Here is a 14,935-nt window from a genome sequence, read left to right as displayed (position 1 = left end):
GCCGTCTTCCAACTTTTTGAGTGTCACTTCAAAACCACGTCCCAACCACCGACCAACATTGACTTTGCCGATCACCTGGAGTTCGCCCAAATGACCTGTGTTGCCGATATTGTCGATTTTCTCGATCAGCGAAACCCGCCGGAATTGGCCGAGGATTGGGATAACATCGGCCTTCTGATCGGAGATCCTCAATCAAAAGTCGACCGAGTGCTGACCTGTCTGACATTGACCCCCGACGTAGCTGCGGAAGCAGTGAACAGCAGTGTGGACATAATTGTGTCGCATCACCCGATCCTGTTCCGACCGATCCAAAAAATCACATCATCAACTAGCGAAGGCGCAATGTTGCTGCAGCTGGTTGAGAATAAGATCGCCGTTTATAGTCCGCACACGGCTTTCGATAGCGCGGCAGACGGCATCAATCAGCAGATCGCAGAACGATTCGAAATGACCGATATCCGTCCATTCCGACCCTCAGATGACGATGAAATGATCGGCAGCGGACGTTACGGCGAACTTCCCGTAACTTACGAGTTTCAAACCTTGGTCGAGAAAGTCCGCGACGAATTTCAACTGCCGGCCGTGCAGTTCGTCGGAGATCCGAAAATGGATGTCCGACGATTGGGCATCGCGTGTGGATCGGCGGCGGAGTTCCTTCGGGATGCCCGAAAAGCGGGTTGTGATGCATTCATCACCGGCGAGGCCCGTTTTCACTCCGCTCTAGAAGCCCGAGCCGAGGGAATTGGTTTAATTCTGATCGGGCATTACGCCTCCGAACGCCCCGCGGTCGAACAGTTGGCAGTCGTGATCGCAGACCAATTCTCTGAACTGACGGTCCAGGCCAGCAATGTGGAAACCGACCCGCTGCAATGGTCGATTGCTTAGCACAGTTTGCCACGAACGGTAGCGGCTAATGTCGTGGCGAAGTCGGAAAATGATCGAAGCCAGCAACCTTGAGCTGCTGGCTTTGATTCAACCCTATGTTACTCGGCTGCGTTCTTCTTGCGGGAGAGATGAGCCAGTAGAATGATGAACAGGAAGATCCCCATTGCGGAGTAACCGACAACTGGGTAGTCGCTGGTCTTGATACTCCAATAACTCCCGAAACTGGCCAACGCGAGCGCCACGAGCATAATCGTGTTCCACCAAAGTCGGCGGAATCCGGTCGGACGACGATCACCGAGCAGTTCTTTGGAGTTCATCATTAGGAAGAACGTCAGATAGGCGATCGGAAGCAGCATCATCCCGAACATGGACGTTGGCACCGTCAGCCAGAATTTTGCATCCCCAGCAAACACGAACGGCCCGAGCGAACCACTCAAACCGGCCAAGAACGCACCCACACGGTGCGGTGCCCCCTTCGGAGCCACACGAATCGCTTCGCAGATGGCAAAACCGTTGATCAGCATTAGAATGATAATCGTCGAAATTGCCATTCCGAGCACGCCAACACCAAAGGCGTAATTTGCAATCCCCTTGCCCGCGAGCGGTTCCAAGGCCTTCGCCAAGTTGAACGCATCACGTTTGACGAGCATGGCCGCCATCCTCCGGTCGGCTTCCGGCAACGCATCACGAGCTTGATCCAACGGGCCTTTCTCCGGACGAGCGTCTTTCAGCCCAACAGTCTGGGTAGCCAGTGATTTCAGGGATTCACTTCGGGGGTCGTTGTCCCGAGCCAGAATCGCTTCAGCTTCGGTAATGACGACGCCAGTGCGTTCGTAGTATTCCTGGGCTTCTTTCAGGGTTTTGAAGTCGTCTTTGCCAAGTTCAGACTCCAACCGCTCGTTGAGCAGGCCTTTGTACCCCCCGATAAGATTGCTCGCCGGTTTGATCGCGTTGCCTTCGGTGTCGGTCTCCCCAAGGAAACCGGGAGCCGGTTGACCGTGGAACTGGCTCGACGCTGCAATCACCACGCAGCTGGTCGCCAACATAAACGGAATCAGCAAACCGGTGGACAAGTCGAAGATCGCCAAGCCCCGGAAGTCTTTGTCCCAACCACGAGCGAGCATCGAGTACGGCAGCAGAAAGGTCATGTTGATCCCGACGGCTGTCGCAGCTGCGGTAATCATGACTTTTTGCTGATTGTTGACGATATAATCGGTCCAGAACGCCTGAAAATCTCCGGTCTGCCCTAGTGTTTCCGCGAAGGCAGCAGCCGGTTTGTCGAGCAAACTGAGATCGGGAATAAAGCCCTTGCCGATTGCGCTCCAGTCGAGCACGCCCTCGGATGACATCTTGATCACCACACCGAAGAAGCAGAGCACGACGACCGCAACCATCACTTTCAGGATGACTTCGAACAGTTTGATTCCCCACCCACCCGAGTTGTAGAACCAAACAACGGTCCCGCCGGCGATGAACAGGATCGCCACGCAGATGAGGTTGTGCTTTAACTTCGCGTCGGCTTCGATTTTCGCGATATCGTTAGCGGTTGCTCCCTCACTGGCACTCGCTACGGCTTTTTGAACCGCTTCGTCCCCCAAATACTCCGGGGCGAGGTTCTGTTGAATCGCGGCGGTTCCCAGCCCGAACTGGGGCATACACCACACCATGTTCGCCATGATCGTGGCTAACAACCAGCCCCAGCCCAATGCCGGATTGACATGCCGATTGATGGCTTGAAATGGCCGCTCTCTTGTGGAAAGGGCGACGTATCCAATCGCACTGAGCATCACGATGCCCAAGATCATGGCAATCGGTTGCAACCACAGCAGCCCGAAACCCGCGAGCACCCCGAGATACAAACTTCCGCCCAGCGAACCACCACCTAAGGTGATGGCACTCTGCAACCAACCGGGCCCGGATAGTTTCGTGTAGGCCCAAATTTTTGCCAACGGGCCTCGGGCCTTGGCATCGAGAATCATTTGCCGATCGCGTTCGATGCGTTCGGGGTTTTCAATTTCGGCTTGTTCGCGGGATTCGCTCATGTGGTGTGTCTCGTGCCAACGGCGCGTCTTCTGAATATTTTCGGGATTGTGCAACCTAACCGGACCGTCGACCCAACGCAAGCATTCCTTAGAGGAGAGCCAAAGACTCAGAGCAGAGAGCCGGATTCCGGAACGTCGGTGACGAATATCGACACCCGAATGACCTGAGCCTCTGACTCCCTACGTTGAGGGTTTCAGCTACCCTCTCCGGCTCTCCGCGCTCGGCTCTCCGCTCTCCGCCATCTCCAGGTTGCCCTTGTCGGTTTGCACCTGTCCGATAAAATCCGTGCGAACGATTCCCGACACCCTCAACGGATGGCGAGATGCCGCAAGCGGAAGAATTCCTACGCGAAATTCGACGACAACCGGACGATGCCGTCCCGCGGTTGATCTACGCCGACTGGCTCGAAGAACGTGGCGATTCCCGGGCGGAACTGATCCGTGTGCAATGCGAGCTGGAAACACACGACGACATCCCCGAGGATTTCAGCCTTGCACTCCGAGCACGCGAACGGGAATTGATTGCCGACCTAGAGTCGCAATGTCTGACCGATCTCGACACTCTGGCCGTCCGAGCGGTGCGGTTTCGCGGCGGACTTGTCGATGCGGTGATTGTCGAGGGTGATCGGTTCTTGCAACATGGGCGGATTCTCAGCCGTTGGGCACCGGCACTTCGCTCTCTCGATTGGCGACGTATGCCGCGTGATGCCGGAACCGCCGTGCGACAGGCGTTGCGATCTCCGTTTCTGTCGGCGATCACGGAACTTGATCTCTCGGACAATTCCATCGGACGCAGCGGCATTCCCGAACTTGCCAACGCCCGCCGATCCGAGCAACTCCGGTCACTTTATGTCTCGCAAACTCGGTTAGCCGGTCCGGGAATGCAGGACTTAATGCGAGCATCGCTGTGGTCGTTGGAACGTTTGGATTGTTCGCAGAATGGGCTCTCTCCGTTTGATGTCCGGGCGTTAACGCAATCGGAACAGTTCGCGAAACTGACAAGTCTCAACTTGGGTCAGAACACGATTGCCGATGATGGGCTGCGATTGCTGTCGCAATGGGATCGGTTGCGATCACTGCGGGAGATCAATCTGAGTTACAACGACATCGGTCCGGTCGGTCTGAAAACGTTGTCGGTCTCGGAACACATGGTGGACTTGGAATCGCTCAACCTCTCGGGCAACACGCTACATGGGGGAGGAGTCCATGAGATTGCCAGTGGTTCGAATTTCGGCCGGCTCCGTGATTTGAAGCTGAACGACTCGGGCTTGGAAGCCACCGATCTCATGCGATTGGTCCGCTCGCCGTACTTGAAACGCCTCGTCCGTTTGGAGTTGGACTTCAATCCGCTCGGGGAATTGCCGCCGGACATTCTGCAATCGGCGATTTTCTCCGGGGTGCGTCACCTGAGTTTGCGACACACGCAGCTGGACAACGTGAGTGCACGCGGAATTGCCAAGAGCGATGCGTTCGAATCCATCGAACTCTTAGACGTCCGCGAGAACCCACTCATCGACAGCCGGACGAAGTTACTACTCAGCGAACGCTTCGGTCCCCGCGTTCAATTCTGAACCGGTTGACGACGGGGTGCATCGAGCGTTCGCAGAATTTTCTTCGCCGCCTGACGCACCGCTGATGACGCATCGTCCGGGATTTTTTCTAGAGCATTTCGGACCGTCTTGGGAGCGGATTGCCCAATCTCGACGAGCAGCCGATAAGCACGAATGCGGAGTTGCCGATCGTCTTCGGCCAATGCCTTGATCGCATGCGGAACGAGAATTCCAGCCTCTGCCGTTCCATTGATCTGCCAGATCGCTTCCATTGCTCGAACGCGAACGCCGGCCATATCGTCAGTCAATAAAACGTGCAACGAGTTGGCCGCCGAACGTGCCACGCGACCCATCCGCCCAAGAATACTTGCCGCCCGAGTGCGAACCTCTGGGTCCGGATCGGCTGTCAAACCGATGACCGTCTCCAAAATGGTTGGCCCGAACTGTGCGAGACTCACTTCGGCGGAGTCCCGCACGGCAGCCGATTCATCGAAGACCAAGACTTCCATCAACGTGGGCATCGCCACCGCAGCTGCTGGACCGATTGCTCCAAGCGCCTCGACCGCCCGACGACGCACCAACTCGTTCTCGTCGTAAAGAGTTCGCGTGAGGGCCGGAATCGCGGCGGTTGCATCCGACCCGACTGTCGCCAACGATTCCCCCGCCAACGCCCGAAGGGTATTCACATCGCGAGCAGCCGTTTTGTCGGCTGGCGGTGTCATTCGGATCGTCTCGATCAACGCCGGAATCGCTCGCGGGTGTCGACCGCCAATTCGACCGAGCAATTCGATCATCACCTGTCGGTCGCCCAACGGAGATTGCTCATCCTGCAAAATCTCGACTGCGGTCGGCGTGACCGTTTCCGCCTCAGGACCGAACAATGCCAAGGCTTTGCCGACCCAAATCCGAGTGGAGTCTTCTCCATCTGGGTTCTTCAAGATCTCGGCGAGCACCGGCACGGCATCGGTTGCGATCGGTCCTAACCGCCCCAGTGTCAACGCAGCTTGGCGACGGGTGAACCATGGGACGGACGTGTCTTTCACGATCGCCACCATACCGGGAACGGCAGAGCGACTCTCGGGGTTGTCCAATTCGAGCGACTTCATCCGCTCTCGCCACTCGTCGAGCGTAAGACCGTCGTAGGTGGCCAAAGGATCGTCGAGGAACGCGAAACAGATCAGAATCACGACCAGCATCGAAACTCCTTTCGCTGTTCCAACAAAAAACACCTGGCAACGCAAACCGCTGCCAAGTGTTGATTGTACGTTCCAACTCGCGAAATGACACGTTAGGTCAGGCTGTTCATCTCCACCGAGATCCCACCAGCTGCGGGCACATAGGCGTGCATCACGTAGTCCATCACCATGCGGTCGGCGTTGAATCGCCACCCTAACGTGCGGACGGCGTGCTTCATTCGGCTGATCCAATTGTGCGGCAAATCGTCGGCATCGCGTTGGTAATACAGCGGGATGACTTCGTTCAGCAGCACATCGTACAACGCATCCGAATCGCGAGCGTCTTGAATCTCGTCGTTCTTGTGGCTGCGACCATGGCCGATCGCAAAACCATTGCGACCGTCGTAGGCTTCCGCCCACCAACCGTCGAGAATCGAACAGTTAAGCCCACCGTTGAGCACGACTTTCTGACCACTGGTTCCTGAAGCTTCCAACGGACGACGCGGGTTGTTCAACCACACATCGACCCCTTGGACCAAGTGACGACCCAAGTTGATGTCGTAGTCTTCCAGCAACACAATCCGGCCTTTGAACTCAGGTTCCTGTGTGAGCCGGTAGATCGTTTGCACAATCTTTTTCCCGTTTTCGTCACGCGGGTGAGCTTTCCCGGCGTAGACAAATTGCACAGGACGTTCGGAGTTTGAAATGATTTGCCGGAACTTGTCGAGATCGCCCGCCACCAAGTCGGCCCGTTTGTACGGAGCGAATCGTCGAGCAAAACCGATCGTGAGATAAGTTGGATCGAGCACGTTTTGCAGTTCAGCGATCCGGGCATCACTATCACCACGTCGCTGAGCCTGAGCCACCAGCCGACGTCGAGCGTAGTTGATCATGCGGTTCTTAAGCGACTGGTGAGTCTCCCAAAGTTCCGCAGGCGTCACACTTTCGAAACCGGCCCACACATCGGCTTCCCCGGTTCGCAGTTCCCAACCTTCCGGCAACACGCGGTCGTAAATGTCCCGCATTTGCCCGGCCAACCAGGAAGGAACGTGCACACCGTTCGTGATGTGACCGATCGGAATCTCGTGTTCGGCTTTCCACGGCCACAAGCTTTGCCACATGCGACGACTGACAACGCCGTGCAGGTTCGAAACGGCATTCGCTCGGCGACTCGTCTTGAACGCCAACACAGTCATGCAGAACGGTTCTTCCGTGTTTTGCGGATCGACCCGCCCCAACCCCATCAGACCTTCGTGATTCAAACCCAACTGGTCGGCCAACGGTCCGACGTGTTCGTCGACGAGGTCGGCACCGAAGCGGTCGTGACCGGCGGCCACGGGCGTGTGCGTAGTGAAGACTCCCATCGCAGCCACATCACGGAGTGCTTCGTCGAACGTCAGCCCGTCTTCTTCCATCCGATTGCGGACGACTTCCAAACCGGCAAATGCCGAGTGGCCTTCGTTCATGTGAACCACAGACGGTTTGATGCCCAACGCATTCAACGCCCGAACTCCACCGATCCCCAAGATAATTTCTTGGCGAATCCGCGTGCGGCTGTCACCGCCATACAAACGAGCGGTGAGGTTGCGGTCTTCCTCAGCGTTCTGAGGAACGTCAGTGTCGAGCAGATACAGATTGATCCGCCCCACACCCACATGCCAAATTCGTGCAAAAATCTTTTCGGCCCGAGTGTCGACAGACACCATGATCGGTTCGCCGGACGCATCCAGAACCGGCGTGATCGGCAACTCTTGACTATTCAGCGGAGTGTAAGACTGTTGTTGCCAACCGTCTTTGTCGATTTGCTGCGAGAAGTAACCTTCGTCGTAGAACAGACCAATTCCCACCAACGGTACGCCCAAGTCCGACGCACTTTTGAGGTGGTCACCCGCCAACACCCCCAAACCGCCGGAGTAAATCGGCAGCGATTCGTGGATTCCAAATTCCGCGGAGAAGTAAGCCACCGGATGGCTGCCCAAATTCCCACCCTGGGTCGCTCCCCAGGATGTCGTGGAATCCATGTACTCTTTCCAACGACGATACGCCCGGTTGATGCTGGAGTGCAGCACCAGTTCCCGCAAACGCTCTTCGAGTTTCTCGGGGGAATACTCCTTCAACAGCAAAACAGGGTTGTGAGCCAACGCCGACCACCGTCGCGGGTCAATCGCCCGGAACAGGTTCGTGACCTCCGGCTCCCAACTCCACCAGTAATTACCGGCCAATTCCGTCAGTTTTTCGTATGCTGTTTTTGTATCTGCCATGAAGTCTCGTTCCCATTCGAATGAAATCTGACGAGCGAACGCCATTTCGCATACCGGCTACCAGTCGGCAAAACCGTTGGAAGTATAGCGATTACGTAAAATAGATCGAGTGTCAGGCAAAATTAGCTGGAAAATCCCGGAGACACAATCCTCACACCGCAATTGCCAAGTTCCATCAGCAGGTTGCGACCTCCGAAAAACTCCGCACACTCGCTTGCGATTCAGTATCATGCAACAGATACATCAAGCCCTCTCGACATGTTAGGAACTAGGAATCCAATCCCGTGAACCGGACAGCTCTCTTCAATCACTTTTCCACCGCACTCTGTCTATTCTCGATCACCTCCGGTCAACCATCCGCTGTTGCGAACGATGCCAAAGCGGCCGGTGAACTTACGCAGGCTCAACAAACCGCCATTCAAACTGTGGAGAGCCATCGCGAGCAGATTCTGGACACGAACCGCAAGATCTGGAGTTTCGCTGAGGTCGGTTTGCAGGAACATCAGTCGTCCGCATTGCTCGTCTCGCAACTCAAGGAGGCCGGATTCGCAGTCAAAACCGGACTCGGTGGCATGCCAACCGCTTTCGTGGCGGAATTCGGATCGGGAAAACCCATCATCGGGATTCTCGCCGAGTATGACGCCCTGCCCGGCCTTTCGCAGAAGGTCTCTCCTTACCAAGAACCGGTCGAAAAAGACGCCCCGGGACATGGCTGTGGTCATAGCGGTCTCGGTTCGGGAGCCTTGGGAGCCGCGCTCGCCACGAAAGCCGCGATGGAAGCCCATGGAATCAAAGGCACTGTCCGACTCTACGGCACGCCCGCGGAAGAAACCGTCATCGGCAAAGTTTATATGACGCTCGCCGGGGTGTTCGACGATTTAGACATCTGCCTGCATTGGCACCCCTCGACAAAGAACCAAGCCTGGGCCGGCAGCAGCAAGGCATTAATCTCCGCAAAGTTCACATTCAACGGCACCGCCGCTCATGCCTCTGGCAGCCCGGAAAGCGGACGAAGTGCCCTCGATGCCGTCGAACTCATGAATGTCGGTGTCAACTACATGCGGGAACACCTCAAGGAAGATGCCCGCATGCACTACGTCATCACCAACGGTGGTGGTGCTCCGAATGTCGTACCGCCGGAAGCGACGGTGTGGTATTTCGTCCGCGCTGATAGCCATGAAGATGTCACTCGCAATTTCGAATGGCTCAAGGACATCAGCGACGGTGCCGCCAAGATGACCCGCACTAAAGTTTCCGTGCAAATCGACACCGACTGTCATGAGATCATCGAAAACCGCGTGCTTGCGGAAATGATCACCCAGAATCTCGAGGCTATCGGCCCGCCGAAATTCACTGCAAGTGACCATGCCTTTGCCCGCCGAATCCAAGGCCCACTAATGGAACAGTTTGGCTCGCAATTTAGCGTTGCAATCGAGGAAACGGTCGAACCACTTTCGAAGTCGAGCAGCCCCAGCAAAGGCTCGACCGATGTCGGTGATATCAGTTGGCGAGTTCCGACCGGCGGACTTCGCACCGCTTGTTTTGCCGCCGGCAGCCCTGGTCACAGTTGGCAAAACGTCGCCGCCATCGCCTCGCCCATTGGGGAGAAAGGCATCATCTACGGAGCCAAAGCTCTCGCCGTCACCGCGATCGAACTTTTCGAGAAACCCGACCAAATTCTAGCCGCCAAAGCCGACTTCCAACACCGCATGAAAAACCGCAAATACACCACACTAATCCCCGAGGGGCAAAAACCACCAAAGACGATTCGGTAGGTACCTAACTAAAATTTCAGACACCGAATAATAGGCATACCTGGTTGTCCTTCATCCGATACGCCGCTACAGAATGACTACATCAAGGCTAGAAAAATGAGCGAAGAAGTCTGGAACCGTTACAGCCAGCAGTATCACGATTTTGTGAATGCAATAGGACAAACTCTAACGGTGACAGCCATTTGCCAAAGCAACATTTAACCGAGATCGATTCTCTTCTCGATGGTCTAAAATGTATGGTGAAGACTATACAACGAGCAAACAATACAAGGGCTAAGAAAGCCCCTGAAGACCAACCCGGCGTCACCGAAGAAATTGATTTCTCGACGAATTTCCCACCCGAATCTAGTGACTTTCTATTTGAGAACCTACTGGCAATTACATCAGCACCTTACGGCAGTAAGGAAGCTGATCAGCTTGATTTTGGAACTTCTATATTTTCGCAGCAAATAGTAATGACCTTTGCACATCTCGAAGCATTTCTTGCAGACTCCATCCGTGTTGTTTGCGTAATTCGCCCTGAGGTTCTGAAGTCCAATAGAAAAATAACCTGGAAGACGATTATTGACCTTGGTAGCCAATCAGACATTATCGACCATTTAATTGATCAGTATGTCTTTAATTGCACCTGGGGTCCCATCACTGACACAGTCAAACTTGCGAACGAGAAACTAGGACTACACATAACGTCTTCAGACGATGCAATTGAGCGAATTGCATCGTCTCAGCTTCTTCGGAATGTAATTGTACATAATGGTGGTCGTGTCAGCGAGGAATACCTTAAACGTTCCAACCGCTCTGACGTACGGCTTGGCGAGAAACTAGCTATCGACAAAGACGTCAATAACAAAACCGCAAGTGCAGCATTGGAGTTGGCATCTCGTTTCTTTATCGAGATAGGTAAGACCCATTTCAACAAGCCACAAAATTCATTCTCAGGAGTTTGGAAGGTATCAGATCATAAAACTTAACTCTGTCAGCCAAAAGGCTGGGTTAACACCGCTTACAACATACGCGAAGATCACTGAATTGCTGGGTCATGACCCAGCCTACAATTGAGGGACTTATGGCAGACTAAGAACAGTAGTCTTTCTATGTTCTTCACGGACACCAAAGACCCTAGCATGCTTAAACGGCTGTCGACTTAGCCTTATGTTCTGTGTTTGCCGTCGCTGCTAGATTCTCGGCCGCACGCGCGATGTTACGGAGCATGCCCGCAAAAACGAGCTGATGCAGGGGCCAAACGGAGTACCAATAGACGAGTCCGAAGAGACCAACAGGATCGAAGGTGGCGGTCTGTCGAATTTCGCTGCCTTCGTCAACTTCCGTGACTTCAAACTCTAGCCATGCACGGCCGGGAACTTTCATCTCTGCACACAGACGTAACAAGTGGTCCGGCTCGTACGTTTCGACACGCCAAAAATCGAGAGTATCGCCGATCCGCAAGTTTTCCGGGTCCCGGCGTCCGCGTCGTAGTCCAATGCCGCCGACTAAGAGATCGAGCCAACCACGAATTTTCCACATCCATGTGCCATAGTACCAACCGGTTTTTCCGCCGATTTGACGAATAGGCACAAACGCTTGATTTGGCGGAACGCTCACCCGACGCGTTCGGGAATCGAGCAACCGATTGCCAAATCGTTTCCCACCCCAAGAAGGAGCGTTGCCGCTGGACGACAATGCATCAGACCACCGCGTCTCTGCGTACTGTTGATCTTCGTTGATGAGTGCTCGCTCGATCGCAGTCGGAAGATCGACAGGACGGACGGCGAATGCTTTCTCGGCCAGATTACTCGAAACCAGCGTCGGATTGCGGAGTCCTTCGATGAGTTTACGACCGATCCGCGAATACAACGGCGTGACAAGCCCTAGCCATCGACTCGACAATCCCGGCGTCAGCACGGGCACGGGAACCATCAGTCGTCTTAGCCCCCGTTGCCGGGCATATTCCTTGATGATGCCGGCATAGGAGATCACCTGCGGGCCGCCAACTTCATAGATTCGAGATGCCCGCGTCTCCAGTTCCAAAGCGGCTAGCAGATACGCAAGCAGGTCTTCGATAGAAATCGGCTGAGCCAACGTCCGAACCCAACTCGGGCAAATCATGATCGGCAAACGCTCGGTCAATGAACGAATCAACTCGAACGAAAGACTCCCGGAACCAATCACAATCGACGCGCGAAACTCGATGACTTGGGCATTCGATTCTCGTAGTAAATCACCGACTTCTTGACGACTTCGAAGATGCTTGGACAGATTCGGATCGGGAGTTCCCAGCCCGCCAAGATAGACAATTCGCTGCACACCGGCCTGCTTGGCCGCCGCCGCAAAGTTCTGAGCCGCTTGTCGATCGAGTTCTTCAAAGTCGTCCCGACTGCCCATCGAATGCACAAGGTAGTAAGCCGTGTCGACGTCGTCCAACGCCGCATGCAACGATTCCCGATCGAGCAAATCGCCCTTCACCACTTCCGTGCTCTCAGCAACACGCGGACGGAGTTCCTCCGGCCGTCGCGCCAAACAACGGACGTGTCGATCGCCACTTTCGAGTCGTGGAAGCAGCCGTCCCCCGACATACCCGGTGGCACCGGTCAACAAGACTCGACTTCCTTGGACATCATCTGCGTTCTTCACGCCTTACCTCCAGTTGAACCGCAGTCGCTTCGAAATCATAGAACCCGCGGGACATCATTCAACTGGCTCAACGAACATGCGCGACCATTTCGGCAACTTTGATGAATCAATTTAATGCCACTGTCTCACGACCCGATTTTTTACAGGCTTTTTTATAGGTCTTGACGAGTTTCTTTTGTTTCAGCAGTTCAGGTTGCAACTCAAAAAGTTGTTCATAGTAATCGCAGATTGCCTCATAATCTTTCATGCCTTCGGCAATATCTGCGAGTCTGGCAACCACCGAAACACTGTTGGGAGTCAATTCCAAGACTTTCTCGAAAATGTCGCGGGCCAACGGAAGTCGGCCGGTATTGACGCAGAAGTCCCCGAACAAATGAAACGGCACGGGGTCTTCGGGATTGACACTGATCGCTTTCTTGTAAGCGGCGATGGCTTCTTCGTCGTGACCGATCACGGCCAAGTCGGCGGCATCCACCAGATGATAGGCCTGGCTGTCTTCAGGAATGGCGTCCAAGATTCCGTGTACGCTGTCTCCGACTCCACAAGCATGCAGAGTAATCACGGGGCCGGCAAGTTGGGCACCGGTATGAACGGTATCACCGTCAGCATCGACAAAGGTGTCTTTACCATCATTGACCGCTTCGATCGCAGGCTTCATCGCTTCGGTCAACCGCCGAGTCAGTCGGGGGACCTCGTCTTCGGGAACATGCGAGCCCATATCACATTTCGAGCACTGAAACAAAACCCGCACGCGTCCCCCCATTGGAATCAGCGGGATAAAGTACAGGTGCCCGAATTTCCGACCAAAATAATTCGTCTGTTGCCCATAGGCACCGCAATGATCACAGGCTCCGAATGTTTTGACCTGCTGACTCTTACCATACATCCGGGAACCATAAATGATCATAGCTGTTTCCTTCAGGGAGCATCCAAGAATGGCGTGAATTGATTTCCCCTATTGAACCAACGTTCAAATCAGGTTTCTAGCCTGAACCGATTTCAAGCGGTGAATCGACAGTTCCCACATTTCAGCCACCGTTGGAACTCGCAAGCCCTCTCGATTCGTAAGCTATCCTTGAATACGGCGGCGACTTCTTATGTTTGATCGAGATGCAACCACAATGATGCGAAAACTTCTTCGACGATTTCTAGGCGCGAGTGTGCTGGTCGTGGGCTTCGTGATTCTCTGCGTGATCACGACGGGACTACTTGTGATGCAGACACCAGGATTCTACTCGGAACGACTCAATGCCACTTCATCGGCCGAGAAGCAAGCCGCAGCGAAATCGCATTGGGAGCAGACCGTCCGCACGCACAAGCAATGGCTAGCGAATTCGATCTCTCGTCAACGGACGCAAGTGTTCGACAAGGATACCCAAAAGGAACGATACAAACCGTCTGAAGACATTCACATCGTGCGAATCACTGAGGCAGATATCAATACGCTAATCTCATCGAGCCAGACACGCTCACAAGGTGTAATCAGCGAACCACGATTCCAATTTCGCGATGGCGAAGCAGCCGTTGCATTTCAATTGAAGTCGTCTCGTTTCCACTGTGTCGTTTCGTCTGTCTTAAGACCGACATTCACAGATGACGGCCGACTTCAACTAGACATCCTCTCCGCTCGGATTGGTCATTTACCGATGCCGTTGAAAACACTTATTCGGTGTTCACCAAAAGAACTTAGACGTCAAGACGGAACTCTAGAGATCGATCTCACGCTGCCGACGCCGCACATGACTTTGAACCTATGGAAACACCAAACCCACATTCCACAACCTAAGTCGGTACATTGCCTGGATGGTGAAATCGTCATTCAGTTTGTCGCACCGAACTTACATTCTAAACAGACAACAACTCATGTCGTTCAAAGTCTCTAGTTGATGTCTCAAACTGTTCGTATTCGAATGTAGCGGGTTTAGTCTGGTGAGAGTCAGGAATCGGCGGCACTTTCAGGTTCTTCACTGACATCGAGTATCGTTCTACACCCTAGTTCTCATATCGCTACTAGCAATTCAAGATTGTAGAAACCAATCGCACGAAACATAGAGCATTGGTAGAGACCAACGAACGTCAAAACGCTCCCCAATTCAGCGGAATTGGGGAGCGTTTTGTTTAAAGACCAAGTTTAGGAACTACTTCAAATCAATCGGAAACTCGCCACCAGAAGCGGGGATGGTGACAATATTCGGATTCATCTCGTTCGAGGCCTCGCTGTACTTCGGCGGAATGATCTGAATTGCTCCTACGTCTGCTGCATCTTGACCGTCTGGAATGGGACCTCCGTCCGGCATAGTCATTTTGGTGACTGCAACCGTGTAGGTTCCAGGTTCAATACCTTCCGCTTCCGACCGATGCTTCAATGTGAACTTACCAGCCGCATCGGTAACACCATAAGCCCCCGTTCCTGGCGTGCCATCTCGAGGCACAAAATTCACGGCAGCTCCGGCAAGCGGCTCGGACTTATAGGTCACAATACCGGTCGCCGGCACTAATTCCGGAACGTCTTCTTCAGCTCCTCCACAACCTAGAAATCCGACGCAAATGACGGGGACTAGCAACTTGAACCAGGAATACTGAACTCCTAGCAGCCTCATAGAATTTTGTCCTAAC

Annotated in this window: 11 protein-coding genes; 5 read left to right on the top strand and 6 right to left on the bottom strand. The window is 54.2% G+C overall.

The window, feature by feature from the left end; all coding sequences use genetic code 11:
- Positions 1 to 90: 90 nt before the first annotated feature.
- A complete protein-coding gene (locus AC5DDB_RS14180) occupies positions 91 to 885 on the top strand; it encodes a Nif3-like dinuclear metal center hexameric protein (RefSeq protein WP_491740385.1) in 795 nt (264 codons plus the stop codon).
- A gap of 98 nt (positions 886 to 983) precedes the next feature.
- Here the strand turns inward: AC5DDB_RS14180 and AC5DDB_RS14175 are convergent, their stop codons facing one another.
- Positions 984 to 2,927: a divalent metal cation transporter gene (locus AC5DDB_RS14175; protein ID WP_491740384.1), complete on the bottom strand. Its 1,944-nt coding sequence runs from the start codon at positions 2,925 to 2,927 to the stop codon at positions 984 to 986.
- 323 nt (positions 2,928 to 3,250) lie between these two features.
- Between AC5DDB_RS14175 and AC5DDB_RS14170 the strand changes: the two genes are divergently transcribed.
- The gene (locus AC5DDB_RS14170) at positions 3,251 to 4,498 is read left to right on the top strand and encodes a TIGR02996 domain-containing protein (RefSeq protein WP_491740383.1); all 1,248 of its coding nucleotides are present in this window, start codon (positions 3,251 to 3,253) and stop codon (positions 4,496 to 4,498) included.
- Here the strand turns inward: AC5DDB_RS14170 and AC5DDB_RS14165 are convergent.
- Both AC5DDB_RS14165 and glgP read right to left on the bottom strand, forming a co-directional pair.
- Entirely contained in the window at positions 4,489 to 5,673 is a 1,185-nt protein-coding gene (locus AC5DDB_RS14165; protein ID WP_491740382.1) for a HEAT repeat domain-containing protein, read from the bottom strand. The two genes, AC5DDB_RS14170 and AC5DDB_RS14165, sit on opposite strands and share 10 nt — an antisense overlap.
- 92 nt (positions 5,674 to 5,765) lie before the next feature.
- The gene (gene glgP / locus AC5DDB_RS14160) at positions 5,766 to 7,913 is read right to left on the bottom strand and encodes an alpha-glucan family phosphorylase (RefSeq protein ID WP_491740381.1); all 2,148 of its coding nucleotides are present in this window, start codon (positions 7,911 to 7,913) and stop codon (positions 5,766 to 5,768) included.
- A 284-nt stretch (positions 7,914 to 8,197) separates the two neighbouring features.
- Here glgP and AC5DDB_RS14155 point away from each other — a divergent pair, with 284 nt between their 5' ends.
- Positions 8,198 to 9,688 carry an amidohydrolase gene (locus AC5DDB_RS14155; RefSeq protein ID WP_491740380.1) on the top strand — a complete coding sequence of 497 codons (1,491 nt, stop codon included), beginning with the start codon at positions 8,198 to 8,200 and terminating at the stop codon, positions 9,686 to 9,688.
- Between the two features lie 182 nt (positions 9,689 to 9,870).
- Positions 9,871 to 10,659, top strand: a complete 789-nt coding sequence (locus tag AC5DDB_RS14150) for a hypothetical protein (protein WP_491740379.1) — start codon at positions 9,871 to 9,873, stop codon at positions 10,657 to 10,659.
- A gap of 157 nt (positions 10,660 to 10,816) precedes the next feature.
- Here the strand turns inward: AC5DDB_RS14150 and AC5DDB_RS14145 are convergent, their stop codons facing one another.
- Together AC5DDB_RS14145 and AC5DDB_RS14140 are read right to left on the bottom strand one after the other, a co-directional pair.
- Positions 10,817 to 12,319 (bottom strand): SDR family oxidoreductase, encoded by a 1,503-nt coding sequence (locus AC5DDB_RS14145; protein WP_491740378.1) that lies wholly within the window; start codon positions 12,317 to 12,319, stop codon positions 10,817 to 10,819.
- A 106-nt stretch (positions 12,320 to 12,425) separates the two neighbouring features.
- Entirely contained in the window at positions 12,426 to 13,226 is an 801-nt protein-coding gene (locus AC5DDB_RS14140; protein ID WP_491740377.1) for a tetratricopeptide repeat protein, read from the bottom strand.
- A 214-nt stretch (positions 13,227 to 13,440) separates the two neighbouring features.
- Between AC5DDB_RS14140 and AC5DDB_RS14135 the strand changes: the two genes are divergently transcribed.
- The gene (locus tag AC5DDB_RS14135) at positions 13,441 to 14,202 is read left to right on the top strand and encodes a hypothetical protein (RefSeq protein WP_491740376.1); all 762 of its coding nucleotides are present in this window, start codon (positions 13,441 to 13,443) and stop codon (positions 14,200 to 14,202) included.
- A gap of 255 nt (positions 14,203 to 14,457) precedes the next feature.
- On the opposite strand, the gene AC5DDB_RS14130 is transcribed toward AC5DDB_RS14135, so the two are convergent.
- Positions 14,458 to 14,919 carry a carboxypeptidase-like regulatory domain-containing protein gene (locus tag AC5DDB_RS14130; RefSeq protein ID WP_491740375.1) on the bottom strand — a complete coding sequence of 154 codons (462 nt, stop codon included), beginning with the start codon at positions 14,917 to 14,919 and terminating at the stop codon, positions 14,458 to 14,460.
- Positions 14,920 to 14,935 lie beyond the last annotated feature (16 nt).

Source organism: Thalassoroseus sp. (genome assembly GCF_984380535.1).
Note: the sequence above shows the minus strand (reverse complement) of the source record. Positions and strands in the feature narration are given on the sequence as shown.